The following is a 25128-nucleotide window of genomic DNA, read 5'->3' as shown; positions in this document are numbered from 1 at the left end:
TCAATCATCATCGTGCCATGTGCGGCCTTCGCGCTCGATCAGTGCGACCGATGCTGCAGGACCCCACGTACCAGCTGTGTATTTTTTGGGTGTGTCGGAGGAATTGTCCCAGGCCTGCAGGATGGGGTCGACCCACTCCCAGGCTGCTTCAACTTCATCACGGCGCATAAACAGGGTTGCGTTGCCACGAATGACATCCATGATCAAACGTTCATATGCATCCGGGCTGCGCACTTCGAAGGCATCAGCAAAGCTCATATCCAGCGGGACATGGCGCAGACGCATGCCACCTGGGCCGGGATCCTTGATCATCAGCCACAGCTTTACGCCTTCATCCGGCTGCAGGCGGATAACCAAACGGTTCTCCGCAACGCCGCCCGCGCCCGTGTCAAAGATTGAATGGGGGATGGGCCGGAACGCAACTACGATTTCCGAGGACCGCTGTTGCATGCGTTTTCCGGTCCGCAGGTAAAATGGCACACCAGCCCAGCGCCAGTTTTCAACAGATGCTCTAATAGCCACAAAAGTGGCGGTCTTGCTGGTGTCGTCTTCCAATTCTTCCAGATAGCCCGGAACCGCGCCTTCCGGTCCGGCACCGCTGGTATATTGGCCACGAACGGTCAGTTTTTCAGCTGTCTCACCGGTGATTGGCTGCAGTGACCGTAAAACTTTGAGCTTTTCATCGCGCACCGCGTCGGCATTCATGGACATTGGCGGTTCCATGGCCACCAGACACAAAAGCTGTAGAATATGGTTCTGCACCATGTCGCGCATGGCGCCGGATGTATCGTAGTATGGGCCACGTGTGCCGACACCGATGGATTCCGCCACGGTGATCTGAATATGGTCCACATGGGCCGCATTCCAGATTGGCTCAAACAGAGCATTGGCAAAGCGCAATGCCATCAGGTTCTGAACGGTTTCCTTGCCCAGATAGTGATCGATCCGAAAAATCTGTTCTTCACGGAAGACTTTGCCAATGGCGTCGTTCAGCTCTTTGGCTGAAGCAAGATCCTTGCCGATTGGTTTTTCAATCACCACACGGGTTTTCTCCGTGATCAGACCGGTGCTGCCGATATACTCGCAAATCTGACCGAACAGACCCGGCGCAACGGCCAGATAGAATGCCCGCACCCGGTCCGGAAACGGATCAAGCCTGGCCTTCAATTCCTGCCAGCCAGCATCATCTGTGACATCAACTGACACATAGGACAGGCGCTTGAGAAACGCTTTGACCGTATCGGGATCGCGTTCTTCCTCGGGTAGAAACTCTTCCAGAGCATCATTCGCTTTGGTCAGATATTCTTCCTGAGACAAGGGGCGGCGAGAGACGGCAATAATGCGGCTGTCACCAACAATCTGACCATCCTGATGTCTGTGATAAAGAGCTGGAATAATCTTGCGTTGGGCAAGATCTCCGGTTCCACCGAAAACGATCAGATCGAATTCTTCCACCGGAATAATTTGGCTGCTCATAAGGCCCCATTTCACATCGTGTTTGCAAAAGTTGATTTTGAAAGTGACTTATACGCAAAACCGGCTTCGGGGCAACTTTTGCACTGCAATATGGATTTGTCTTCAACTCTTTTTTGCCTTGATCCTGTCATTTGGGCATCTTCAACTTATGGGATAAGATAAGAATTGGAAGCGCATGCTTCTTGGGGTGCACTAGGGAGATAAAATGAGATTTCTGGTTCCATTTTCCGTAAGGAATGCATCGCGAATTGCTTTTGCGCTGGCGGTTTCGCTGAGCGCGTCCGTTTTCGGCCTGGAAGCTGAAGCGCAGGAAACCCAACGCATTGTTCAAACCACTGAAAATGCCGATTATTTCGGGTTTGATTACCGGACGGTTAAAGATGTGTCCGAAAAGCAGTGTGCACAGGCCTGTGTATCAGATCAGCAATGCAAGGTTTTTACTTACAATCAGGCAGCGGGCTGGTGCTTTCTAAAAGATCAGTCCGGGGAACTGCAAAGCGCAGAAGGAGCCGTTGCAGGACGGATTGTGGAAAAGACGGTTAGGGCACCGGATTCATTCAACAATCCTGCTGAACTGCTGTTTCTGACGAAAGATCTGGTGCGGGCGCAGGAGGCGCTGCGCGCTTCATTTGCTGTCAGTTCCCCTCGGGGTGAGACCGATAATCTGCCTGGTCGTTATTCTGCCGCCGCCCTTGTCAGCGACTTTTCATCCATGCGTCAATTGGCGAGAAATTGGGTAATTGTTGACCCGCTGAACATCGCCGCCTGGCGTGCTTTTGCCGAAACATATTGGCGCAGTCGATCCAAAAAATGGCAGGAAACACGAGACTATCGCAGTTTTGCCATCAGCGGTGCACTTGAAGCCTATCGACTGGCTCAGGGTAATGCAGACAAAGCCGCGGCTTTGGGTTTTCTGGCGCGTACACTTGTGCTCTCGGACCGTTACAGGCCCGCCCTGGAAGCCTACAAGGTGAGTCTGGAACTGTTGGAAAATCCAGGAGTTCGGACAGCTTATGAGACCTTGGATGCCGAGCATGGCTTCCGAATGCTCGACTATTCGGTCGACAGTGATGCGGCCAATCCAAGTGCATGCGTACAGTTTTCAGAGCGCCTGGATGCAGATGGTACAGAATATACGGACTATTTGCGTCTGGATGGAGCGGAGCCGGCAGATGTGCGGGTTGCCAACAAGGAAATCTGCGTCGGTGGTCTGACCCATGGCGAGCGCTATCGTCTGGATTTACGCGCTGGTCTTCCAACTGACATCGGTGAGCGGATTGATACTGTTGTCTCGCTGGATATCTATGTGCGCGATCGTTCACCAAATGTGCGCTTTACCGGATCGGCCTATGTGCTGTCCCGCAGCCATGCCAAAGGCATTCCGCTTGTTACTGTCAATATGGATGCTGTGGATATCAGCTTGCACCGTGTGGGTGATGCAGCCGTTGCAGAACTGCTGCGTGACGGCCGGTTCAATAAGCCCCTGAACAATGATTCCCTGAGTGGGCTCGGCTCTGATCTGGCAACGCCGGTCTGGTCCGGCGTTCTGGAAACTGATGGCGAGTTGAACGCTGATACGACCACCTTAATGCCTGTGTTCCGTGTTATCGGTGATCTGCAGCCCGGGGCCTATGTGATGGTTGCTGACGGTCCGAAAACCAATGAAAGCTACTGGCAACCCAAGGCGACACAATGGTTTGTCGTCAGTGATCTGGGTCTGTCCAGTCTGTCTGCTGATGATGGCCTGCATGTGTTTGCCCGTTCGCTTGAAACATCGACGCCATTGCCTGGTGTTGCGGTCAAGCTGATTGCGCGCAGCAGCGAGATTCTGGGCCGGGGCGAAACCGATGCAGATGGCTATGTGCAATTTGCGCCCGGCCTGTTGCGCGGCGAAGGCGCTTTGCAGGCAGCCACGCTTGTGGCGGAAACCGATGCGCCGGATTATGCTCTGCTGGATCTGGAGCAAACCGGGTTTGACCTGACCGATCGCGGTGTCGATGGACGCACATCACCCGGCGCTGTGGATGTGTTTTTATACACAGAGCGGGGAGTGTATCGCCCCGGTGCCGAGGTTCATGCCACTGCATTGCTGCGTGATGCAGATGCCGAAGCGCTGCCCGGATTGCCGACTACCTTTGTGATGAAGCGCCCGGATGGTGTTGAGCAAATCCGCAAAGTCTCGACGAATGACAGTACCGGTGGTCATTCTGCCTCCTTTACGCTTCCAGCAAGCGCTTTGCGCGGCAACTGGGACATGCAGATTTACACGGATCCCGATGCTGCCCCGGTGGCAACCAAACGGTTTCTTGTTGAAGATTTTCTGCCCGAGCGGATTGATTTTGATCTGACCCTGAATGACGCGGAACTTCGGGCGGGGGAGGTTGCCACAATGAACGTGGCTGCACGTTATCTGTTTGGCGCACCTGCAGTAGGGCTACCGATTGAAGGCGGCATCAGCATTGTGGCAAGGCAGCCGGTCGATGGACCATTTCGAGGCTTTGTATTTGGCTTGTCGGATGAAAATTTCACACCGGTAAATGACCGGTTCACGCCGGGCGTAAGAACGGATGCCGAAGGCCGTGTTCAGTTTGATCTGGCCGTTCCGTCAGTCCCTGAAACCACATTGCCTTTGGCTGCTAAAATCTCGGTCACCATGAGTGATGGTGGCGGGCGTCCGGTTGAGCGCCAGATCGACATTCCTCTGGCAGCAACCGGTCCCTCAATCGGTATCCGCCCGCTGTTTGATGGCTCTGCGCCTGAAGGGGGATCAGCAGGTTTTCAACTGGTGGCCCTTGATGAAGATGGCACGCAGATCGCGGCAAAAGAGGCAAGCTATGAGCTGAATCGGATCAGCCGATCCTATCAATGGTATCGCAAGTCAAATGGTCGCTGGGGCTGGGAGCCGATCACGCGGACAGACCGTGTCGCAACAGGTTCACTCGATTTGATGCAGGACCAGTTTGCGCGGCTTGATTTAACGGTGGAGTGGGGGTCGTATCGTCTTGAAGTGATCTCCGGTGAAACCGTTGCCAGCTATGATTTTTATGCAGGCTGGTATGTTGAAAAATCCGCTTTTGATACGCCGGATGCGCTTCAGGTTGGTGTTGATCGCGCGCTCTACGCCGTCGGTGACGTGGCAAAAATTCGGCTGAGTGCTGATCGGCCCGGCAAGCTGCAATTGCTTGTTGCCAATGAAGAATTACTGGCAAGCTACCAGTTTGATGTGATTGAGGGCGAGCAGAGTTTTGATGTACCCGTTGGCGACAACTGGGGCGCTGGTGCTTATGTTCTGGCGACACTCCATCACCCGATGGGTGCGGCCAATGGTCAGTTGCCAACCCGGTCTATCGGGGTGGAATGGCTGGGCGTCGATCCTGCGCCTCGCACGCTTTCCGTGGCGATGGATCTTCCCGAAAAAATCAAACCGCGCACCACATTAACGGTGCCTGTGACTGTTTCCGGCATGGTTGACGGCAGCGCTCATATTGTTGTTGCGGCTGTTGATCTGGGCATTTTGAATTTGACCCGCTACGCACCTCCGGAACCTGAAAAATGGTACTTTGCCAAACGCCAATTGGGGGCAACGCTTCGGGACTTGTATGGTCGGTTGATCAATGGTCTGTCCGGGACACAAGGGCGGCTTCGTGTTGGCGGGGATGCGGCAACTGCCGGTCTTGCCATGGAAGGCAATCCGCCAGCGGAAAAACCCGTTTCGCTTTATTCCGGCATTGTTGATCTGGATGAAAATGGCGCCGCAACGATTTCGTTTGATGTGCCGCAGTTCAACGGCACACTAAAACTGATGGCCGTGGCGTGGAGTGAGCGGAAGCTTGGCAGCGCCAATGCTGAGGTGATCGTTCGTGATCCGGTGGTTATGACCACCACATTGCCACGTTTTCTGGCACCGGGAGATCAATCTCGTCTGCTGGTTCAGTTTGACAATACGGACGGTCCGGCTGGCGATTACGATCTGGCGATTACCGCCTCCACCGGGCTGGATCTTGGTGAAACCGCGGAAGGTGTTGTTACGCTGGATGAAGGCGGTAATGCGCGGGTTCTGGTTCCGTTGACAGCAAGTGCGGTTGGCAATGCCAACTTGCAAATCAGCCTAACCGGACCGGATGACCAGACTATTTTGAAAGATCTGGTGTTGCCAATGCGGGCCAACACACGGCCTCTGCATGATGCAAATTCCGTTGTGTTGAAACCGGCCAGTGCCGATGGAAATTCCTTCACAATCAGCCCTTCTGTACTGGATGCCTATGTGCCCGGAACCGGAACTGTGTCCATTGCGCTCGGTGCTGGTGCCGGGCTTAATCCGGCAGCTTTGTACAACCAGCTGGACAATTATGGCTATCGATGCTCGGAGCAGACGACCAGCCGGGCACTGCCATTGCTGTCACGTCCCATCAGTTCTGCATCTGATCGCAAGACAATTGAAGATGCGATTACGCGCCTGGTCAGCTATCAGACCAGTGCCGGGTCGTTTGGCCTGTGGGGCTCATCTGCCAGCCGGGATTTGTGGTTGGATGCTTATGTCAGTGATTTCCTGACCAGAGCTCGTGAAGCCGGTTTTGATGTGCCAGAGGTGGCTTATGAGCAGGCGATCAACAATTTGAAAAACACATTGTCGTTCAACACCAATATTGATGCGGACGCCAATCCGATGGCCTATGCGCTTTATGTGCTGGCGCGCAACGGGTCTGCCACGCTTGGCGATCTGCGTTACTTTGTAGACGCCAAATTTGATGCGTTTTCGACACCCATAGCCAAGGCACAACTGGCTGGAGGTCTGGCGCTCTATGGTGAAAAGGCGCGGGCAACCAAGGCGTTTGAAGCGGCTAAAACCGTCTATCTGGACCGCCGTAAGATAAGACCTTTTCGCTCCGGTCCGCGTGACTATGGAACGAATATGCGAGACGGGGCGGCGATCATGTCGCTGATTGCAGAAAGTGGTCTGAACCAGATCGAGACAGCTGAACTTGCTGAGGCCGTCACAGCGGATCGTCAGCGGGACCGGTATCTGAGCACTCAGGAAATGGCCTGGTTGCTGATGGCATCAGGCTCTCTGGCCAAAGCCAATGACATACTTGATGTGGATGTCAGCCATGCGGGCATTCAATTGGAAAAAGATGCTGCTGGTGATGGCAGTGGTGTGATCTCATTCAGCTTTGATGAAGAGGAAATGGCGGAAGGCAATGTTGTGGTCCGCAATAATCTGCAGCGCAGCGTGCCTTTGCGGGTTGAAACAAGTGGCGTACCCAATACCGCTTTGGGGCCTCGGGAAAATGGATTCATTGTTATCCGAGAGTTTTTCAATCGGGATGGTACGCCAGCTGATTTGGAGACCCTGTCACAGAATGACCGGTTGGTTGTTGTTCTGACCGTGCGCCAGATGGTCAATCGGACAGACAAGCTGCTGTTGGTTGATCCTTTGCCTGCCGGTTTTGAAATTGACAATCCAAGTCTGCTGCAAAGTGCCAGCAGTGGGCTGAATTGGCTTCCCAATTCGACGCCTCCTGAGCATTCTGCGTTTCTGGATGACCGGTTTGTGGTCGGTTTTGACGGCAAGGCATTTGAGGAAATGCCGGTGACGGACGGGTCGAATGTCTGGACTTTTGCCTATCAGGTTCGGGCAATTTCTCCAGGCGAGTTCACCCTGCCGCCGACTCATGTTGAAGACATGTACTGGCCGCAAATCCATGGAACAAACGAGGGAACAAGCATCAGTATTGTGGGGCCGCTGCGGTAGAGCGGAGAACAGGCATGGCCCTGAGCCTCAGACATCGTTTGTGGTTGCTGGTTCCAGCTCTGCTGGGACTGGCAATGCTGTCCGGTGGACTTATAGCCCTGCAATCTGTGCATCAGATTGTCAGAGGCACGCCGCCGGTGCATCTGGAGCAACCTCAATCGGTGACAGTGGTTGCATCCAATGGCGATCTGCTGCGCCCGTTTACCACTGAAGGTGGCTATTGGCGTATTCCAGTTGAACTGGAAGCGGTTGACCCGAGGCTGATCACATTTCTTCTGGCCTATGAGGATCGCCGTTTCTTCGATCATGACGGGATTGACCGGCGTGCCATGTTGCGTGCGGCTTTTCAATTGGTCACGAATGCCCGGGTGATATCAGGTGCATCCACCCTGTCGATGCAGGTGGCCCGCCTGTTGAGTGATGAAACAACCAGAACACTGGCTGGAAAGATACAGCAGATCGTTCAGGCAAAACGGCTGGAAGAGCGGCTCAGCAAGCAGGAAATTCTGACGCTTTATCTCAATCACGCGCCCTATGGTGGCAATCTGGAAGGTGTGCGGGCAGCCAGTTGGGCTTATTTCGGCAAGGAGCCTGCGTGGCTTAACCTTGCCGAAATTGCCCTGTTGATTGCCCTGCCACAGGCGCCTGAATCCCGGCGCCCGGATCGGTTTACTGACACCGCAATGCTGGCCCGGAAACGTGTTCTTCAACGGCTGGAAACGGCAGGGCTGATTTCCAATGAAGATGCGAAACGTGCGGCGGCAGCGCCGGTTCCCCATCAGCGTAAACGTTTCCCCATGCTTGCGCCTCATATCGCGCAAGAATTGCAGGCGGCGCATGCGCCTGATCAGGTCATCGAAACCACCATTGATTATGCGTTGCAGGCCTCGCTTGAAAAACACATCACGCAGCGCAGTGCCGGACTGGGCAAAGGCTTTTCAATTGCCGCTTTGGTGGTGGACCATCAAACCGGGGCAATACGCGCATCCGTGGGTGGTCCGGGCCTGCTGTCAGGCAATGCAGCCGCGCATTTGAACATGATCCGCGCTGTGCGGTCACCGGGGTCAACATTGAAACCTCTGATTTACGGCCTTGGATTTGAGGTTGGAATGGCTCATCCCAATACATTGATTGATGATCGGCCTGCCGCTTTTGCAGATTACGTGCCTGAAAATTTCAACACTGGGTTTCATGGCACGATGACCATTTCGGAGGCGCTTCAGCTTTCTCTCAACATTCCGGCTATCGCTGTCTTGGACAAGGTTGATCCGCATCGGCTGGCCAGCCGCCTGCGCCGTGCCGGAGCGGCCCCGCGCTTTCCGGATAGTGCCAGGCCGGGATTAGCGATGGGGCTGGGCGGCGTTGGATTGACACTGGAAGAGCTTGTACGCCTGTATGGCGCGCTTGCGCGGCAGGGGTCTGCGCTGGAGCTAAAAATTCGCCCTGATGCGGAGATACCTTCTTCTACGGCTCGTGTACTGAGTGCCTCGGCGACTGATCTGCTCGTCAAATCGATGCTGCAAACCTCACAACACAAACAAAGTGGTCTTGCCGGCCCGGTTTACAAAACTGGTACGTCTTACGGTTACCGCGATGCATGGACAATTGGTTTTGATGGCCGTCACGTGGTGGGCGTTTGGGTCGGGCGGCCTGACAATGCACCTGCAGGACATATTACCGGTGCCACCGCAGCGTTGCCGATCTTCATGGATGTGTTTGCACGTCTTGAAAGCCACCCGCATCCGGCACTGAACGGTGATGCGCTTTTGGCCAATGTGGATTTGCCAGCGCATTTGAAACGGTTTGGGCAGGACAATGGCACGGGGAATGCGGTTGCGCCTGCCAGGCCCGTCATTGCCTTCCCGCCAGCAGATGCGAGTTTACAAGTGCGTGCGGATGGCGAGGTTGCGCTGAAGGTTCGCGGTGGCTCGGCACCCTTTACGTGGCTGGCTGACGGGCGGCCTGTTGCCAGCCGTGCCTTGCGCAGGGAAAGCTCGTTTCGGCCATCGGGTCCCGGGTTTTCCACCCTGACCGTGATTGACGCCAAGGGGCGGACGGATCAGGTGAGTGTGCGTTTGACGGAGTGAGCGCTGTGGATCCTCGGAACAAGTCCGAGGATGACGAAGGGGAGGTGGATATTCCGCCTGCGGATTTGGTTGACATCCAAATCCGTCACCCTCGGACTTGTTCCGAGGGTCCGGGCAACCGCCCGTTATCAGGCGCTGCGTTCCGCTCTTAAAATATGCACATGTGTGCTGTCACAAAGCGCGCGGTCACGAAATTCATCCTGCTCTGTCAATGCCTGGATCCTCGGAACAAGTCCGAGGATGACAGGTTTAGAGGTCAAGCAAAACCGGTAGGCTGAATACCCATTCCTTCTCCGTCACCCTCGGACTTGTTCCGAGGGTCCAGGCAACCACCCGTTATCAGGCACTGCGTTTTGGCCTTAGAATATGCGCATGAGCGCCGTCATACAGCGCGCTGTCACGGAATTCGTCCTGCTCTGCCAGAGCCTTACCAACAAAGATAAGTGCCGTGCGGGTGATTTTTGCGAGCCGGGCTTTTTCGCGGATTGTACTTAGCGTGCCGTGGAGAAATGCTTCATCTGGCCAGCCGACACGGTAGGCGATGATGGCCGGACAATCCGCGCCATAAAGTGGGATCAGTTTGCGCTCAATGTCGCGCAGATTGCGCACTGACAGATGAATGGCCAGTGTGGCACCGGACTGGCCCAGAATTTCCAGATCTTCTCCCGGCGGCATGGAGGAGGATTTCATGGCTGTGCGGGTGAGGATGACTGTCTGGTTGATTTCAGGAACGGTCAACTCACGACCCAATTTAGCTGCGGCTGCTGCATAGGCTGGCACACCGGGGGTGATTTCATACGGGATGCCAGCTGCCTGCAAGCGACGGATCTGCTCGGCAATGGCGCCATAGAGTGACGGGTCGCCTGAGTGAACGCGGGCCACATCTTCGCCGCGCGCATGCGCGGCCTCGATTTCTACCATGATCTGGTCCAGCGTCATGGATGCCGTATCTGTTACAGTTCCCGGCGCCTCGGCCACAACGGCCTCGGGAACCAGTGATCCGGCATAAAGGCACAATTGACAGGATTTGATGATGCGGAGGCCGCGCACAGTGATAAGTTCAGGGTCACCGGGTCCAGCCCCGATAAAATGCACGGTCATTCGGCAGCCTCCTTGGTGATTGTTTCGCGTTTCCTGGCGTAGCCGCGTGGTGTGTAGACCTTTGTTCCGCCATCAAAGGCAAGCCTGCGCGACGCACTGGAACCGACCAGCACCACCGTCAGCATATCCACATCGTCGACATTCAAATCGCCCAGATCAACAATGCGCAATTGCTCTTCTGTGCGGCCAAGATTTGTGCCCAGAATGACGGGCGTATCTGCCGGTCTGTGTTGCAGCAGGATTTCCTTGGCGTAGGCCAGTTGCGTGCGGCGGCGTTTGGAAACCGGGTTATAAAACGCGATGACAAAGTCGCCTTTGGCTGCGGCCTCTATTCTGGTCTGAATGGCGTCCCACGGTGTCAAAAGATCGGACAGGGAGATCGTGCAAAAATCATGACCAAGGATCGCGCCAGCGCGTGCCGAGGCCGCCTGAAGCGCTGAAATGCCGGGTGTGGTAATGATCTCCACCCGTTTTGCGCCATCGGGCAATTTGGTCTGATCAAGACATTCCCAGACCAATGTTGCCATTGCGTAGATTCCAGGGTCGCCTGAGCACACAAGCGCAACCGACTTTCCTTCGCCTGCCATCACCAAGGCATGGCGCACGCGGTCTTCTTCTGCGCCCAATGGAAAATCGTGGCGCGTCTTGCCATTTGCCTGCGCGCCCAGCAAATCAAGATACAGCGAATAGCCAACCAGATGATCTGCATCCGCGACCAGCCGGCTCACTTCTGGCGTTTGCCAGTCGGGCTGGCCCGGTCCAAGACCCACAACAGCAAGCCGACCGCGGGCGCGGCCAATGGTCTGCGGATCAATGATATTGGTTGCTTCTGCGATTGCGCAGGTGCCTTGATCAATCTTCTGCTTTTCAACAATCAGATGTCCGGTTGCGCCAACGCCAGCCAGTGCTCCTGCTTCAGCCACTCCGTGGCAACCAACTTCCGCAAAGACGATATCCGACGGGTTTTTGAGACGCGGTGTTTCTGCCTCAAGTGTCTCGGCGCTCAGAAAACGGGCAGGGATCCCAAAATGTTTGGCTACTGCATGGATTGCAGCTTCATCTGCCTTGACCGTGTGAGAACAGATACAACTTAGCGCCGATGGGCTGAGATTGGCATCTGCCAAAACCTGTTCTGCCAATGCGATCATCCGCGCCGGATCGGCGTTGCGAATGGCACCCAACCCCATGACAAGGTTTTTGGAATGATAGACCAGATGGGTGGCTGAGCCTGTTTTGTGATTCACAGTGCTTTCCAGCACTAGATCTGCGTTTTCCGACTGAGGCAAATTCTCAGTATTAAATGGCAAAGTGCCCCGGATTTTGACCTTTCCGCCGTTCAGCAACGCTGCCATGAAGCGTTTTGCGTCTGCCTTGTTGGCGAGTGTCCAACCTTTTGGTGGTTCGTCCAGCGCGACGCCAAAGTGTGCATCTCCGGCGGTGGTGATGGCTGCGTGGCCAGCAAGATCATCTGCAATTTTTCGAGCCAGAGTATTGGCCCCGTTATGCCCGCCCAAAAGTGGCACAATGGATTGACCACTCTCATTGATTGCAAGCACCGGTGGCTCGCTGTGTTTGTCACCGAGGTGCGGCGCAACAGCGCGGATCAGAATGCCGGAGGCGCACAAGCCGATGATGGGTCGGCCAGCTGTAAAAAGCGCACCGATATGTGAGATTGCATCATTGAACAGGACATTGATCGACGGGTCACCATCAAGGCGTTTTTGGGAACCGTGAATATCCGCCTGCAGAGTTTTCGCCAGCTTTTGTGCCAGCGGCAGCGCCGCCTGGGTCAGGACAATGATGACGGGTTGCGCGTTCATGAGGAGGATGCCTGTCCCGGGCGGCTGCCCTTATCGATCAGGATCATGGAGAAATAGGGCGCACGGTTCTCTGGAATATCCGCCAGGGGTGCAACGCGTTCCTGTTCCAATGTGGCACGCTCGACATAAGTCGCTGCCGAAGTTAGTCCTTCAGCTTCGATAAGTTTGCTCAGGCGACCCATGTGGCGGCCGACTTTTATGATGGCAGCAGCTTCACAGTTGCGCAATTGGGTTGCGATTTCTGCATCTTCGAGGGGCCCTGGAAGGACCGTTAAAATGCTATTCCGGCCTGCCAGCGGATGACCGGCTGCGGCGGCGCATGCTGTCAGCGATGAGACGCCCGGTACGACAATGCAGGAATGCTCTTTCTCCAACAGATCGTACAGATACATGAAGGATCCGTAGAAAAACGGATCGCCTTCACACAGCACAACCACATCGCGTCCGGCACTCAAATGCCGTGCGATGTTGTTTGCCGCGCCTTCATAGATCTCATGAGGAAACCGATCTGGCAGCATGGGCACCTCGATGGGGAGCTCTTCTACGCCTTGTGTGAAGTGAGCGACAGCGATGCTTCGGGCGAAACTCTCTCCGCTTTCCGGTGCGGGATAGGCGATGACATCAGCATTTGAAATCAGCCGGGCAGCTTTCAAGGTCATCAATTCCGGATCTCCCGGACCGACGCCCACGCCATAAAGAGTTCCGCTCATGCTTCATATTCCTTCTGCCAAAACCATTGTGTGATTGGCATTGCTGGTTTGAACCCATGGACGGCACCCATGGGCTCCGCTCGGGCTATGCTGAGGCGGGATAATTCACCGCCATGTTTGCCATAGGCTGACAACAGGTCAGCCTCGGATTCGAGTGTGACTGAATTGCAGACAAATCGACCGCCGGGTTTTAGAAAGTGCAGGGCCGCTTCAATTCGATCTTTGGAAATGCCCCCGCCCATGAATATCGCATCGGGCTTCGGGCAGTTCAGATCATCATTCTGCAGCGGTAATTCTGTGTGCGGGGCAATGTGCAGATTGGGCAGGCCGAACCGCTGGGCATTTTCGCGCTGATGGACTTTTGCGTCCTCATCAATGTCGAATGTGTAGGCAGCACCGCCCGGCGCAAGACGCAAAAACTCAACGGCTACGGATGCTGATCCAGCACCCACATCCCACATGATATCGCCGGGCTGTGGAGCGAGCTTCGAAAGTGCAAGACTGCGCAATTCGCTCTTGGTCATTTTTCTGAATTCGGAAAAATGGTGTTCTGACAGGCCGGGTGCGCGCGACAGAATGCGGGCGTTTGCCCCGGCAATGCAATGAATTGCGACCGTGTTCAGATCATTATCCGGATTGGCTTCAAAGGCCGCATCGAAAAGGGTTTCGCCGTCTTTCGCAACGCCGTCAATTCTGTTTTCCTTGCTGCCATCAATGTGGGACAGAACGCTGATTGTTGCGTTTTCATATCCAAGCTTCACCAGATGTGTGCAGATGGATTTCGGTGTCTTTGCATCTGCTGACAGAACAACCAGTTTTGCACCGGGCGCGATGGCATCCCGAATGGTGCTGTCATCGCGGCCATGCAGTGTGTGCAAGATTGTTTTGTGTTGTGGCCAGCCCATGCGGGAACAGGTCAGTGCAAACGCGGAAATGCCCGGATAAATGGTCATTTCCTCGATGGAAAATTTCGTCAGTAGCCAGTTGCCGACACCATAGCACAGCGGATCACCGGTTGCGATGATGGCGACTTTTTGAGACCGACAGGCTTCGATGTCTGGCAATGTGGCTGAGAACGGGTTGCTCCATTCAATGTGTGGGCGGTCATCTTGCGGGATCAGAGCGAAAAGGCGTGGTGAAGACACAAGAATTTCGGCGGCGTCCAATGCTGTTCGGGATTTGGCGGAAAGACTGTCCAGCCCGTCCGCTCCCATGCCGATGACCGACAGCCAGCGTCCATTTGGTGTCTGTTCAGCCATGGGTTGCTTCTCCCAGCGCCAATGCATTGACTGTTGCAGCTGCATAGGCTGAGCCGCCGCGTCTGCCGGTCAGTGCGATGAAGGGCAGGTTCAGTGTGTTTTCAACAAGGGCCTGTTTGGATTCCGCAGCGCCAACAAAACCGACGGGAAAACCTAGCACCAGGGCAGGCATCGGAGCGCCTGCTGCGACCAGTTCCAGAACCCGAAACAATGCGGTTGGCGCATTGCCGATGGCAATGATGGCACCCTCAAAGCGGTCGGCAAGGACATCCATTGCAGCGGCAGAGCGTGTTGTCAGTTCTTTGGCGGCAATGATGTTGGTTTGGGTGTCATCCAGCGCGCAGAGTGTTCTATTGGCGGCAGGCAGAAGCCGTTTTGTAATCCCGGCTTCCACCATGGTCACATCGCAGATGATTGGCGCTTTGTTGGCAAGCGCTTTTGCACCGGTTTCGGCGGCACCATCGGAAAATTCAAGATTGTCCAACACATCAATCATACCGCCCGTATGCACCAGACGCCGCGCCACGGCGTGCATCGCTGCAGGCAGTGCCGAGAAATCCACTTCTTCGGCAATGATCTCGAAAGACCGCCGATAGATTTCTGCCGGGTCCTTGATGTAGTCAAACTGGCTCATTGCAGCTCATTCATCCAACAATGTTTTCGGCCCCATGGGATGGTCCGCATGAGGATAAGGGTGATGGCTGTGTCCATCATCATGGCTGTGCCCGTCATCGTGCGTATGATCATGGTCGTGATGGTGGTGCTGATGCATATTCGCGCGAATCTCGGTTTCGCAGGCACCCGTGCAGTCACCATTTGGCTTGCACAGGCTGCACGGCTCGTTCTTGCCTTCCACATGATGATGATGGCTTTCCTGAGCAAGGCCGACCTGATCTTCAAAGCCAAGCACCTGTGTGCGGTATTTGCACATCTGGCAATTCATCAGGTTTTCGCCGGCTATGATTTCGCGAACACGCTCGGCAAAGGTTTCGATGACCAGTGGGTGGTCATTCAGAAAACCGGCTTTCAGAAACTCTGTTTCAGGCTGATCTGCTGCCACAGTATCCACACCATCATAAATCCGGCGCACAAGAACGCCAGTGAACAGGAAGTATGGAAACACGATGACGCGCTTGAAGCCCATTTTGGAGATGTTCTGCAGAGCAGGCTCCACAAGGGGAAAGGTGACACCGGAATAGGCGACTTCGCCCCAACCAAAGCCAAAGCCTTCCCAAAGCAGGCGCATGACTTTTGCGATGTTGGAATTGGCATCCGGATCAGATGCGCCGCGCCCGACGACCATCAGCAGGGTTTCATGGATTTCAGCAGTGTTTGGTGCGCTATCAATACACTCCTGAATGCGGTCACTCGCAGCCTTCAACATTTTGGGATCGATGCCCAATTCCCGGCCATACTCAATTTTGACGTCCGGGTTTTTCGCCTGATAGGTGTTCAGGACCGATGGGATGTCATTTTTGGCGTGCCCTGCAGCAAACAGCATACCGGGAACAGCCAATATGCGAGTGCAGCCCTGATCACGTAACTTGTCCAGGCCATCGCCGATGATCGGGTTTGCAAACTCCAGATAGCCATATTCAACCGGCCAATCGGGGAAATGGGGGCGCAGGCGTTCCGCCAAAACGGAAAACTGGCCGACCGCGTTGCGATTACGGCTGCCATGTCCGCAGACCATCACGCCGAATTTCTCTGGGCTACCGGGATTTGTTTCGCTCATCATCCTGCCTTCTGTGGTGTCATGGCAGGTTTGCGCAACCATGCAATATGGTCGTCATCTGATTGAAATGTCCGGTTTTGGTTCCGCATTTGGGTCAACCGCGCCGACGATCACTTTCAGCCCCTGCCAGGACGCATTTCATGAAGGGGTTGAGTACCTGCAGTGGGCATCCACGTCAATTGACATGTGCGACGTATCAAAGGTGCGGCCGCGACCTGTCAGCGCGCTGTGTGGTGTGTGTGGCCTGATGTTTGGGGCGCATTGCCGATCCAAACCGGATTATCTGCGCAGGAATAGGTCCGGGCGTTGGCATCGGCAAATTGACGCGCCAGGGCCAAAGGGTCTTCATTTTCCAGGCTGTCGACAAAGCCCATATGGCAGACCTCGTCGCCGTCAATTTTGGTGATGACCCACGCCCCATCATCCAAATCTCCGGCGTCATCATAGAAGCGCCATAGCTGCAGTGCAGCCATAGGGCGATTGCCATCAAAGCGCCACTCGACTTGTAAATCGGGATGATGGGCCCGGCTAAACCCCTGATTGAGCACAAGTCCGGTGGGGCGTTTCTTGTGGAATGAGACTGTCCAACGTGCATCGCCGATGGAGAACCAGACATCTACATCAAACACGCCCGGACAGCGATAATCGATAATGGCGTCTGTCTCTTCAACAATGGTGCAGTCTTCATTGGGCGCGTAGCTGGATATGATTGCATCATTGGCGGATAGAAGGTTCGGGCAAACGCCGACGATCGCCAGAACCATAAGCAAAAGGCCGTTATGAAACGGCCTTTTGTTTCGTCTTGCTGTGCCGGCGCGTTTGTTCACGCGCTAAAAAACGTTCGGATAAATATAATATCGGATGATGTTCTGCAGCAGGAAAATGCCAAGAATCACAATGATCGGAGAAATGTCAATTGTGCCAAAAGCGGGTACGAAGCGCCTTACACGTGACAAAACCGGTTCAGTAAATTGATGGAGCATGTTGCCAATCGTGGCTACAACCTGATTGCTGCTATTGATCACGTTGAACGCGTAGAGCCAGGAAAACACCGCCGATATGATCAGCACCCACACATAGAGTTGCAGCACCACAAGGATTACATCAAGAATAGCCCGCATTGCTCTGCCCATTGCCTGTTATCGTTAGATGGGATGTAGCGTCGGAACCGCTGGCTCGCAAGCGTAAAAGCAAAAAAGAAACACGCCCGCAACGCAAACACCGCGCGGGCGTGATCATGATTTGGTTGGAACGCAATACTTGATGCCAACCTGCCAGTACCCTTGCAAGGGGCTTGCCAGTTTGCGGAAATGCGAGATGTAGACGCGGGCGCGCCTCATTGCTCAAGATGTTGATATATTTACGATTAATTAAGTCCTAATCCGTGCAAATTGCATTGCATTCGGCGAGTAAACTGCAAATTGCAAGAGCCGCCGGTCAGGCCGTTCTGTGTTGTTGGATTTCGGCATTCCCGCGTGTATCGCTGGCCAGCCAAACGGTCAGAAACCGGCCCAGCCAATCCCGGGTTAGCCCGTCATACATCATCCGGCCTTCGATATGGGCATGTCTTTGCTGAGCGCTTGGCAGTTCGAGCCTGTCCCGCCCGCGGACCAACCAACGCCGCATCATGGCTTCCGTGAGTTCCGTGTGAAACTGCACCCCAAAAGCAGAAGGACCGACCTGAAAAGCCTGCTCCCGGAACAGATCCGCAGTTGCCAGCAATGTGCCACCAGTGGGCAATTCAAAGCCTTCTCTGTGCCACTGATAAATCATGCCTGGCCAGTCAGGCAGCAAGCTGTTTCCAGCTTCGGTGGGATGAAGCGGATAATAGCCGATTTCGGCATGTTCTTCCGGGTGTGCTGTTACGCTGCCACCCAGTGCGCGAACCAGCATTTGCGCGCCAAGGCAGATGCCGAGAAATGGTATCTCCTGTTTCAGGCAGTGCCCGCACCAGTTGATCTCGTCATGCACATAGACATCGTCATCATTGGCGCTCATCGGGCCACCGAACACCACAGCACCTGCATAATGGGTCAGGTCAATCGGAAGCGGATCGCCCAAGGGTGGTTTGCGGATATCCAACTGGTAGCCTTGGCTTTCAAGCCACTGGCCCACGCGGCCCGGGCTGGAGCCTGCCTGATGGAGGACAACCGCAATTGTTTTGCTTGCGTGTTGGGCCGGGAGGCCTGAGGCCTGATCCGATGTCTGATCAGATATTTGGCCGGATGCCTGAAGCGGCTTCAGATTCATTCGGCGAGTTTCCCGGCACGTTTCTTCAGGATCATTCGATCCCGTGACGACACGCCCAGCAATTCCGCAATTCGCCAAACGAGATTGTCTTCAAATTCGTGCACAACGCCGTCTGCGTAGACCATATCCCAGATCATCGCGAGAATATCGAGACGCTCTTCTTCACTGAGATTGCGTTTCAGGACGCTGGTGAAGCCGTAAAGATCAACCGCTTCCTTGTCTGCCGCGCTGGCATCTTCAATCAACTCATCTGCCTGTTCCAGAGTGAGCTCATATTTAGTCTGAAGAACGGCATGCAACTGGCTTTTTTCTTCCTCGGTAATAACGCCATCGATGGAGATGGTATGGACCAGGAGTGCAGCAGCAGCCAGACGTGGGTCTGTCTCCGCAAAGTGCGGCTCATCCTCGCCGGTGAGGGTGTCAATAAAGGTTTTGATTTTAGCAAACATGGAAAATACATACGGCGCAATGGCAGCAGCATCAAGGACTTGAAACGCAGAAACGTGAGGTTGCTGACAAAAAGGTCTGAGAAAATGGTCTTTGCAGAATGTCCGTGCTGATGCAGCGCAGCAAAGAGCCTTGCAATGCTGGTTAGCTTCTCTAAGCTAATTGGAATGAGCAATAGTAAAACCGCCTTTGATGAGATGTACGGCGACCGCCCTATGGAAAACGGTCCCGCTACAATTACAGATCCAACTGACACGTCCTGTCGTGCGCCTTATGAAACCTTCAATGCCTGGTTTGGCGACGAGGATATGAAACGCCTCAATGCCAAGGCAACCGAAGCGGAATCCATATTCCGCAGGACAGGTATTACCTTTAATGTATATGGCGAAAAGGCAGCTGCTGAGCGCCTTATCCCGTTTGATATTATCCCGCGAATCATTGCGGCCCCCGAGTGGAACCGATTGGCGCGCGGCATTGAACAGCGCGTTCGTGCCATCAATGCGTTTCTGCATGACATTTATCACCGCCAGGAAATTCTGAAAGCTGGCCGTGTGCCCGAACATCTGATAGCGCAGAATGTCGCGTTTGAACCGAGCATGATCGGCATGTCTCCTCCGGGCAATGTCTATACCCATATCGTGGGAACAGACATTGTGCGCACCGGTCCCAATGAATTTTTTGTACTGGAAGACAATGCACGCACGCCGTCGGGTGTGTCGTACATGCTGGAAAATCGCGAAACGATGATGCAGATGTTTCCGGAACTGTTTTCACTCAACAAGGTGCGGACAGTTGGCGACTATCCAAGGCTTTTGCGCCGCAGTCTTTCCAGTGTTGCGCCACCGGGTTGCGATGGTAAACCGACCGTTGGGGTGCTGACTCCCGGTATTTTTAATTCTGCCTATTTCGAACACTCCTTTCTGGCTGACCATATGGGAGCGGAACTGGTGGAAGGCCATGATCTGCGCGTCATTGATGGCAAGGTAAAAATGCGCACGACGAGCGGCTACAAGACGCTTGATGTGATCTACCGGCGGATTGATGATGATTACCTTGATCCTTTGTCCTTCCGACCCGATTCCATGCTGGGTGTTCCGGGCATTATGGATGTTTACCGTGCTGGCAATATTACCATCGCCAATGCGCCCGGCACTGGCGTTTGTGATGACAAAGCAATCTATTCCTATATGCCTGAAATTGTTGAGTTCTACACCGGAGAGAGTGCCATTTTGAAGAATGTGCCAACCTGGCGTTGCTCCGAGGATGACTCCCTGCAATACGTGCTGGAGCATCTTTCAGAGCTTGTGGTGAAAGAAGTTCACGGCTCCGGCGGGTATGGCATGCTGGTTGGCCCTGCTGCCAGCAAGAGAGAACTGGCCGAATTCAGAACCAAGTTGCGGGCAAGGCCGTCCAATTACATTGCGCAACCAACCCTGTCACTGTCGACGGTTCCGATCCTGACCAAAAAAGGGCTCGCGCCGCGTCATGTGGACTTGCGTCCTTATGTGCTGGTTTCGAAGAACAAGATCGACATTATTCCAGGTGGCCTTACGCGCGTTGCGCTGAAAAAAGGTTCTCTGGTTGTGAATTCAAGTCAGGGAGGCGGCACCAAGGACACTTGGGTGCTGGAGGAATAGGACTATGCTGGGCAAAACCGCAAATGGCCTGTTCTGGCTTTTCCGTAATATTGAGCGCACTGAGAACACGGCAAGACTGGTGGATACCGGCCTACGCATTGCCTTGACACGCTCGTCTGGTGACGAGGAAGAGTGGGTGTCGGTTCTGGCAACTGCCGGAGCGCTGAGCAGCTATAAGCGGACGCATGATGCGGTGTCTGCTGACGGCGTGGTTGACTTTCTGCTGCGTGATAAAACCAACCCTGCCAGTGTGATTTCAGTGCTGGAGCGCGCGCGTAACAACGCCCGCACGGTACGCACCGCCTTGACCCGAGAGGTTTGGGAAACTGTCAACGAAGCGTGGATGGAACTCGACGCAGCCTTGAAACCAGCGATAAAGCCACGCGAATTGCCTGCACTTCTGGAAGCCATTCGCCAGCAGAGCGCGCGTATGCGCGGTGCCCTGCATGGGACAATGCTGCGCAATGACATGTATAATTTCTGTCGGTTGGGCACATTCGTTGAACGCGCGGATGCAACAGCCCGTATTCTCGATGTGAAATATTACGTGCTGCTGCCATCAGTGTCCTATGTGGGTTCTTCACTCGATAATGTGCAATGGGAATCGATTTTGCGGTCAGTGTCCGCGCATCGTTCCTATCGTTGGGCCTATGATGATGACTATCAGGCTGCGACCATTGCGGATTTCATGATCCTGAATTCGCGCATGCCTCGATCCTTGGCGTTCTGCTACAATAAAATCGTGTCAAATCTTGGCTATCTTGAAGCTGACTATGGTGCTCGTCATGCCTGCCATGATCATGCAGATGCCATTCGGGCGCGTCTGAAAGGCAAGGTGGTTGAGGATATATTCGACCAGGGCCTTCATCAGTTCATTCGGGATTTTGTTCGCGACAATAATCGCCTCGGTCTGCTTATAGATGAAGCATATCGTTTCAATAGTTGATGCCCAATTTTGGGCACTGATGGCAACCAACAGTTAGAAGATCATGCTGCTTACCATTTCTCATGTGACTGAATATCTGTACAGCAACCCGGTTTCGTACGCGCTTCAGCAATTGCGGTTGACGCCCAAATCGCGTGCAGGACAGACCGTTAAAGACTGGAATACGCAAATTTCCGGTGGGACTGTGAATCTGTCCTATGAGGATCACAATAATAATCGTGTCGACCTTGTCGAGATCGAACCGGATGTCAGCCGGGTTGAAATCCGTTCCAACGGACAGGTGGAAACCAGCGACACATCCGGTATTATCGGCTCGCATGGCGGTTTTGCGCCTTTGTGGATGTTTGAACGCAGCACTGATTTGACCGCGCCGGGGCCACATATCCGCAAATTGGCGCGGGACTTCAAACCGGATGAAACTGTGGAGGGCATGCACGCTCTGTCGGCTGTCATTCTGGGCAATGTCGATTACGTAACAGACACCACGCATTCTGCGACTACGGCTGAACAAGCCATGGAAATTGGGACCGGTGTCTGCCAGGATCACACGCATATTTTTATATCGGTGTGTCGACTTGCGGGAATTCCGGCGCGCTATGTCAGCGGTTATCTGCTGATGGACGGGCAGACTGATCAAGTGGCCAGCCACGCATGGGCTGAAGCTCATCTGCCTTCGCTGGGCTGGGTTGGTTTTGACGTCTCTAACGGCATTTCTCCCGATGAACGCTATGTTCGGGTGGCCACAGGTCTTGACTATCGTGACGTGGCGCCAATTCGAGGTGTCCGGTTTGGCTCTCAGGGCGGAACTCTGGATGAAACTCTGGTTGTCTCGATTCGTGTAGAGAAGTAAGTGTCTGGCGATAGGTACGGACATGTGATTCGTACCCCCATGGAAAGAGTGTCGCGCAAATGACCTATTGCGTTGGTCTTAAGCTTAAAAAAGGCCTTGTTTTTATGTCGGACACCCGCACCAATGCGGGCGTCGACAATGTTTCAACATTTAAAAAAATGCACACTTGGGAAGTTCCAGGTGATCGCGTCATCACACTTTTGACTGCAGGAAATCTGGCCACCACACAGGCTGTGATCAGCACGCTGGACGAACGCAGCAAGGCGCTGGAAGATCGCAACCCGTCGGTGCTTGAAGCGCCGTCCATGTTCCGGATTGCTGCCATTGTTGGCGAGGCGTTGAAAGACATTATCCAGGCCAATGCAAATGTTGGCCAGAAGGGTGATAGTTCCTTCAGCGCAACGGTGATCATAGGCGGACAAATCAAGGGCATGGACCCGCGGCTTTTTCTGGTCTACCCGGAAGGAAACTTTGTCGAAGCCACTGAAGATACACCCTTTTTTCAAATTGGTGAGGCCAAATACGGCAAGCCAATTTTGGTGCGGGCCTATGATCCGGAAATGGGGTTTGAAGAAGCGGTGAAACTTTTGCTGGTCTCGTTCGACAGCACGGTCAAATCAAACCTGTCGGTGGCTCTTCCGTTTGATGTGCAGACTTATCAGACAGATACTTTGCAGGTCGGTCGGCAGGTTCGGATTACCGATACCAATCCGCACTATAAAGCCATTTCTGACAATTGGAGTGATGCTTTGCGGGAAGCTTTTGTCAGCCTGCCGGACTTCAGATTCGGCGATTGATGCAGTCTTGCAGCGCATGGTCCTAAATCACGTGGGCAAATGACCCCATAATTTTGTCGCGGCGCAAGCCAATGGGTCCGATTGCGACGCCGGACGCATCCTCTGCATCGAACAGTGCATCTGCGGTGCCAGTGCGCATTGTGCTTGCGTAGTGAAATTCATGACCGAATAGAGTTGATGTGAATGGCGCGGTCTGGAGCGGTTTCAGCTTGCGATAGCCCAGATGCAATTTGCGTTCAGCAAAACTGGTCTCAAGAGGCAATAATCCCAACATTTTGTGGCTGTGTTTTTCGTTGCAGACCAGCCATTCGCCTAAAATCATATAGCCTCCACATTCGCCGTAGATCAGGGCGTTTCTGGCTTTCGCTGCATTCATGCCGTCGCGGAAATTTTCTGCGTGGGCGAGCCGACCGGCATGTAGTTCAGGGTAGCCGCCAGGCAGAAAAACGGCGTCTGAGTCCAAGGCCGGGGCTTCGTCATTCAATGGGGAAAAGAAACTCAGACTGGCACCTGCGGATTGCCAGTTCGCCAGTTGATGCGGATAGCAAAAAGCAAAGGCTTCATCGCGGGCAATGGCAATGGTCTGGGCGAGCGGTTTGCTTGTCGGGCGCTGTGCCAGCTGTGTTTGCAAAGGGGCAGCGGCATCGATAAGTGCTGACAGGTCAATATGGCTTGTGACGAAGTTGGCTGCCATATTGAGGAATTTGCCGAGTTCAGCGTGTTCTTCTGCCTGAACCAGACCAAGATGGCGTGCGGGCAGCGAGAGATTCGGACTTGTTCTGACATGGCCCAGAACAGAAATATCTGTGTCCTGGAAACCACTTTGCAGAATGTCGAAATGGCGCTGTGAGTTGACGCGGTTAAGAATAACGCCGGCGATGCGTGTTGATTTGCGAAATTCGGCAAAGCCCTTTGCAATGGCTGCCGCTGATTGGCCGATGCCCTTGCAATCAATGATCAACACGATGGGAAGGCCCAGACTGTCTGCGATGTCGGCGGTTGACCCATGGCCATTGGCAGCACCATCAAACAGGCCCATGGCACCTTCAACCAGCAGCAGATCGGCCGCGCTTGTGGCTGTTGCCGCCCAGTGCTGCAGGCATTGTTGTGACATGGCGAAACCATCAAGATTAAACGAATTTTGCCCACAGGCAGCTTCATGAAAGCGCGGATCGATGTAATCGGGGCCGCTTTTGGCGCCGGCAACCGAGATACCTTGATTTTTCAGGGCGCGCAGCAGGGCGAGTGTAATAAGTGTCTTGCCGGAATTTGACCCGGGCGCTGACAGGACCAGACCATGTGGGGCCTTGGGCCGTGTCCTTTTTTGTGGTGTCATCCAGCTTTGCTTTGGGTGCGATTGTTGAGCGGATCTTTTTCCAGTACGCGCCCCTCCAGCGCGCCCAGCCAATCCAGTGCGGAGCGAAGTCGAACAACTTCTCCCAGAACCACCATGGCAGGTGGTTCCATTTTCTGCGCCTCGGCAGCGCTGACCGCTTCACCCAATGTGGTTTCCAGAATGCTTTGATTGGGTAGGGATGCGTTGCAGATGATAGCCATCGGCTCGCTGGGTGAACGTCCGGCGTCGATTAGATTCCTGGTGATCGATCCTAGGTGTTTCATGGCCATATACATGACGATCACCGGGGCACCTTTAGCAACGCCATGCCAGTCTATGGCGGTTGGTGTCAGCCCTGTCTGGTCATGACCTGTCAGGAAGGTTACTGCCTGGTTAATGTCCCTGTGCGTGACCGGTATACCGGCATAGGCCAGTCCGCCAATGCCCGCTGAAATACCTGGAATAATGCGGAAATGTATTCCAGCATCCACAAGTGACAAAGCTTCTTCACCACCGCGCCCGAAGACAAAGGGGTCTCCTCCCTTCAGCCGACAGACCCGCTTGCCCTCATTTGCCAGTTCAATCAGCCGCAGCGAGATATCGCGTTGCTTGGGGGACGGTTTGCCGCCGCGCTTGCCGGCATATTCGCGAATCGCAGACGGGTTCGCGTGCGCCAGAACCTCTTCACCGACCAAGGCATCATAGATAATGACATCTGCCTGTTGCAGCGCGTTAACGGCGTGCAGTGTCAGCAAGCCGGGGTCGCCCGGCCCTGCGCCAACAAGCCAAACCCAGCCGGGCTCAAACCGCGGCAGGTTGAAAAATGGTTCTGGAGACTTCTTCTTGTTCATGGGCGCAAATTAGCGCGAAGTGCGCCGCTTTGAAAGCGGAACTGCGACATTCATCTTTGCAATCGCGCGGCGGA

19 protein-coding genes are annotated in these 25128 nt (G+C 54.4%); 6 read left to right on the top strand and 13 right to left on the bottom strand.

Annotated elements, in window-relative coordinates:
- The gene (gene zwf, locus RAL91_RS21700) at positions 1 to 1476 is read right to left on the bottom strand and encodes a glucose-6-phosphate dehydrogenase (RefSeq protein ID WP_306258332.1); all 1476 of its coding nucleotides are present in this window, start codon (positions 1474 to 1476) and stop codon (positions 1 to 3) included.
- A 205-nt stretch (positions 1477 to 1681) separates the two neighbouring features.
- On the opposite strand from zwf, the gene RAL91_RS21695 reads away from it, so the two are divergent.
- Positions 1682 to 7228, top strand: coding sequence for an MG2 domain-containing protein (locus RAL91_RS21695; protein WP_306258331.1), 5547 nt, complete (start codon positions 1682 to 1684; stop codon positions 7226 to 7228).
- Positions 7229 to 7242: 14 nt separating this feature from the next.
- On the top strand, positions 7243 to 9315 hold the full coding sequence (gene pbpC, locus RAL91_RS21690) for a penicillin-binding protein 1C (protein WP_306258330.1): 2073 nt from the start codon (positions 7243 to 7245) through the stop codon (positions 9313 to 9315).
- A gap of 339 nt (positions 9316 to 9654) precedes the next feature.
- On the opposite strand, the gene cobM is transcribed toward pbpC, so the two are convergent.
- The 10 genes from cobM to RAL91_RS21640 all read right to left on the bottom strand — a co-directional run bounded on the left by cobM (position 9655) and on the right by RAL91_RS21640 (position 18639).
- Positions 9655 to 10416 carry a precorrin-4 C(11)-methyltransferase gene (gene cobM / locus RAL91_RS21685; protein WP_306258329.1) on the bottom strand — a complete coding sequence of 254 codons (762 nt, stop codon included), beginning with the start codon at positions 10414 to 10416 and terminating at the stop codon, positions 9655 to 9657.
- A complete protein-coding gene (gene cobJ / locus RAL91_RS21680) occupies positions 10413 to 12236 on the bottom strand; it encodes a precorrin-3B C(17)-methyltransferase (RefSeq protein WP_306258328.1) in 1824 nt (607 codons plus the stop codon). The genes cobM and cobJ overlap by 4 nt, the downstream gene beginning before the upstream one ends.
- A complete protein-coding gene (cobI, locus tag RAL91_RS21675) occupies positions 12233 to 12946 on the bottom strand; it encodes a precorrin-2 C(20)-methyltransferase (protein ID WP_306258327.1) in 714 nt (237 codons plus the stop codon). The genes cobJ and cobI overlap by 4 nt, the downstream gene beginning before the upstream one ends.
- Positions 12943 to 14205: a precorrin-6y C5,15-methyltransferase (decarboxylating) subunit CbiE gene (gene cbiE / locus RAL91_RS21670; protein ID WP_306258326.1), complete on the bottom strand. Its 1263-nt coding sequence runs from the start codon at positions 14203 to 14205 to the stop codon at positions 12943 to 12945. The genes cobI and cbiE overlap by 4 nt, the downstream gene beginning before the upstream one ends.
- Positions 14198 to 14839, bottom strand: a complete 642-nt coding sequence (locus RAL91_RS21665; protein WP_306258325.1) for a precorrin-8X methylmutase — start codon at positions 14837 to 14839, stop codon at positions 14198 to 14200. The genes cbiE and RAL91_RS21665 overlap by 8 nt, the downstream gene beginning before the upstream one ends.
- Before the next feature lie 6 nt (positions 14840 to 14845).
- A complete protein-coding gene (locus RAL91_RS21660) occupies positions 14846 to 15940 on the bottom strand; it encodes a sirohydrochlorin chelatase (protein ID WP_306258324.1) in 1095 nt (364 codons plus the stop codon).
- A 218-nt stretch (positions 15941 to 16158) separates the two neighbouring features.
- On the bottom strand, positions 16159 to 16704 hold the full coding sequence (locus RAL91_RS21655) for a hypothetical protein (protein ID WP_306258323.1): 546 nt from the start codon (positions 16702 to 16704) through the stop codon (positions 16159 to 16161).
- Positions 16705 to 16770: 66 nt separating this feature from the next.
- The gene (locus tag RAL91_RS21650; protein ID WP_306258322.1) at positions 16771 to 17061 is read right to left on the bottom strand and encodes a YggT family protein; all 291 of its coding nucleotides are present in this window, start codon (positions 17059 to 17061) and stop codon (positions 16771 to 16773) included.
- Positions 17062 to 17377: 316 nt separating this feature from the next.
- Positions 17378 to 18190: a glutamine amidotransferase gene (locus tag RAL91_RS21645; protein WP_306258321.1), complete on the bottom strand. Its 813-nt coding sequence runs from the start codon at positions 18188 to 18190 to the stop codon at positions 17378 to 17380.
- Entirely contained in the window at positions 18187 to 18639 is a 453-nt protein-coding gene (locus tag RAL91_RS21640) for a TerB family tellurite resistance protein (RefSeq protein ID WP_306258320.1), read from the bottom strand. Before RAL91_RS21640 ends, RAL91_RS21645 begins: the two co-directional genes overlap by 4 nt.
- Before the next feature lie 213 nt (positions 18640 to 18852).
- Here RAL91_RS21640 and RAL91_RS21635 point away from each other — a divergent pair, with 213 nt between their 5' ends.
- The 4 genes from RAL91_RS21635 to RAL91_RS21620 are packed head-to-tail and all read left to right on the top strand — an operon-like array spanning position 18853 to position 22867.
- Positions 18853 to 20274: a circularly permuted type 2 ATP-grasp protein gene (locus RAL91_RS21635; RefSeq protein ID WP_306263053.1), complete on the top strand. Its 1422-nt coding sequence runs from the start codon at positions 18853 to 18855 to the stop codon at positions 20272 to 20274.
- Positions 20275 to 20278: 4 nt separating this feature from the next.
- Positions 20279 to 21220, top strand: coding sequence for an alpha-E domain-containing protein (locus RAL91_RS21630; RefSeq protein WP_306258319.1), 942 nt, complete (start codon positions 20279 to 20281; stop codon positions 21218 to 21220).
- Positions 21221 to 21263: 43 nt separating this feature from the next.
- The gene (locus RAL91_RS21625; protein ID WP_306258318.1) at positions 21264 to 22070 is read left to right on the top strand and encodes a transglutaminase family protein; all 807 of its coding nucleotides are present in this window, start codon (positions 21264 to 21266) and stop codon (positions 22068 to 22070) included.
- Between the two features lie 59 nt (positions 22071 to 22129).
- Complete coding sequence (locus RAL91_RS21620) at positions 22130 to 22867, top strand: proteasome-type protease (RefSeq protein WP_306258317.1); 738 nt, start codon at positions 22130 to 22132, stop codon at positions 22865 to 22867.
- Between the two features lie 22 nt (positions 22868 to 22889).
- Here the strand turns inward: RAL91_RS21620 and RAL91_RS21615 are convergent, their stop codons facing one another.
- Both RAL91_RS21615 and cobA read right to left on the bottom strand, forming a co-directional pair.
- Positions 22890 to 24203, bottom strand: coding sequence for a cobyrinate a,c-diamide synthase (locus RAL91_RS21615; protein ID WP_306258316.1), 1314 nt, complete (start codon positions 24201 to 24203; stop codon positions 22890 to 22892).
- Entirely contained in the window at positions 24200 to 25054 is an 855-nt protein-coding gene (cobA, locus tag RAL91_RS21610; RefSeq protein ID WP_306258315.1) for a uroporphyrinogen-III C-methyltransferase, read from the bottom strand. Before cobA ends, RAL91_RS21615 begins: the two co-directional genes overlap by 4 nt.
- Between the last annotated feature and the right edge of the window lie 74 nt (positions 25055 to 25128).

This window comes from Pararhizobium sp. IMCC21322, from assembly GCF_030758295.1.
GTDB lineage: Bacteria > Pseudomonadota > Alphaproteobacteria > Rhizobiales.
This window is presented reverse-complemented; position numbering and strand designations above follow the sequence as displayed.

Coding starts and splice junctions, on each gene's coding strand:
- RAL91_RS21650 (WP_306258322.1), bottom strand. CDS start 17,061: ATGCGGGCTATTCTTGATGTAATCCTTGTGGTGCTGCAACTCTATGTG.
- RAL91_RS21625 (WP_306258318.1), top strand. CDS start 21,264: ATGCTGCTTACCATTTCTCATGTGACTGAATATCTGTACAGCAACCCG.
- RAL91_RS21615 (WP_306258316.1), bottom strand. CDS start 24,203: ATGACACCACAAAAAAGGACACGGCCCAAGGCCCCACATGGTCTGGTC.
- RAL91_RS21645 (WP_306258321.1), bottom strand. CDS start 18,190: ATGAATCTGAAGCCGCTTCAGGCATCCGGCCAAATATCTGATCAGACA.
- cobM (WP_306258329.1), bottom strand. CDS start 10,416: ATGACCGTGCATTTTATCGGGGCTGGACCCGGTGACCCTGAACTTATC.
- cobA (WP_306258315.1), bottom strand. CDS start 25,054: ATGAACAAGAAGAAGTCTCCAGAACCATTTTTCAACCTGCCGCGGTTT.
- cbiE (WP_306258326.1), bottom strand. CDS start 14,205: ATGGCTGAACAGACACCAAATGGACGCTGGCTGTCGGTCATCGGCATG.
- zwf (WP_306258332.1), bottom strand. CDS start 1,476: ATGAGCAGCCAAATTATTCCGGTGGAAGAATTCGATCTGATCGTTTTC.
- RAL91_RS21635 (WP_306263053.1), top strand. CDS start 18,853: ATGGAAAACGGTCCCGCTACAATTACAGATCCAACTGACACGTCCTGT.
- cobJ (WP_306258328.1), bottom strand. CDS start 12,236: ATGAACGCGCAACCCGTCATCATTGTCCTGACCCAGGCGGCGCTGCCG.
- RAL91_RS21665 (WP_306258325.1), bottom strand. CDS start 14,839: ATGAGCCAGTTTGACTACATCAAGGACCCGGCAGAAATCTATCGGCGG.
- RAL91_RS21655 (WP_306258323.1), bottom strand. CDS start 16,704: ATGGTTCTGGCGATCGTCGGCGTTTGCCCGAACCTTCTATCCGCCAAT.
- RAL91_RS21620 (WP_306258317.1), top strand. CDS start 22,130: ATGACCTATTGCGTTGGTCTTAAGCTTAAAAAAGGCCTTGTTTTTATG.
- RAL91_RS21660 (WP_306258324.1), bottom strand. CDS start 15,940: ATGAGCGAAACAAATCCCGGTAGCCCAGAGAAATTCGGCGTGATGGTC.
- cobI (WP_306258327.1), bottom strand. CDS start 12,946: ATGAGCGGAACTCTTTATGGCGTGGGCGTCGGTCCGGGAGATCCGGAA.
- RAL91_RS21630 (WP_306258319.1), top strand. CDS start 20,279: ATGCTGGGCAAAACCGCAAATGGCCTGTTCTGGCTTTTCCGTAATATT.
- pbpC (WP_306258330.1), top strand. CDS start 7,243: ATGGCCCTGAGCCTCAGACATCGTTTGTGGTTGCTGGTTCCAGCTCTG.
- RAL91_RS21640 (WP_306258320.1), bottom strand. CDS start 18,639: ATGTTTGCTAAAATCAAAACCTTTATTGACACCCTCACCGGCGAGGAT.
- RAL91_RS21695 (WP_306258331.1), top strand. CDS start 1,682: ATGAGATTTCTGGTTCCATTTTCCGTAAGGAATGCATCGCGAATTGCT.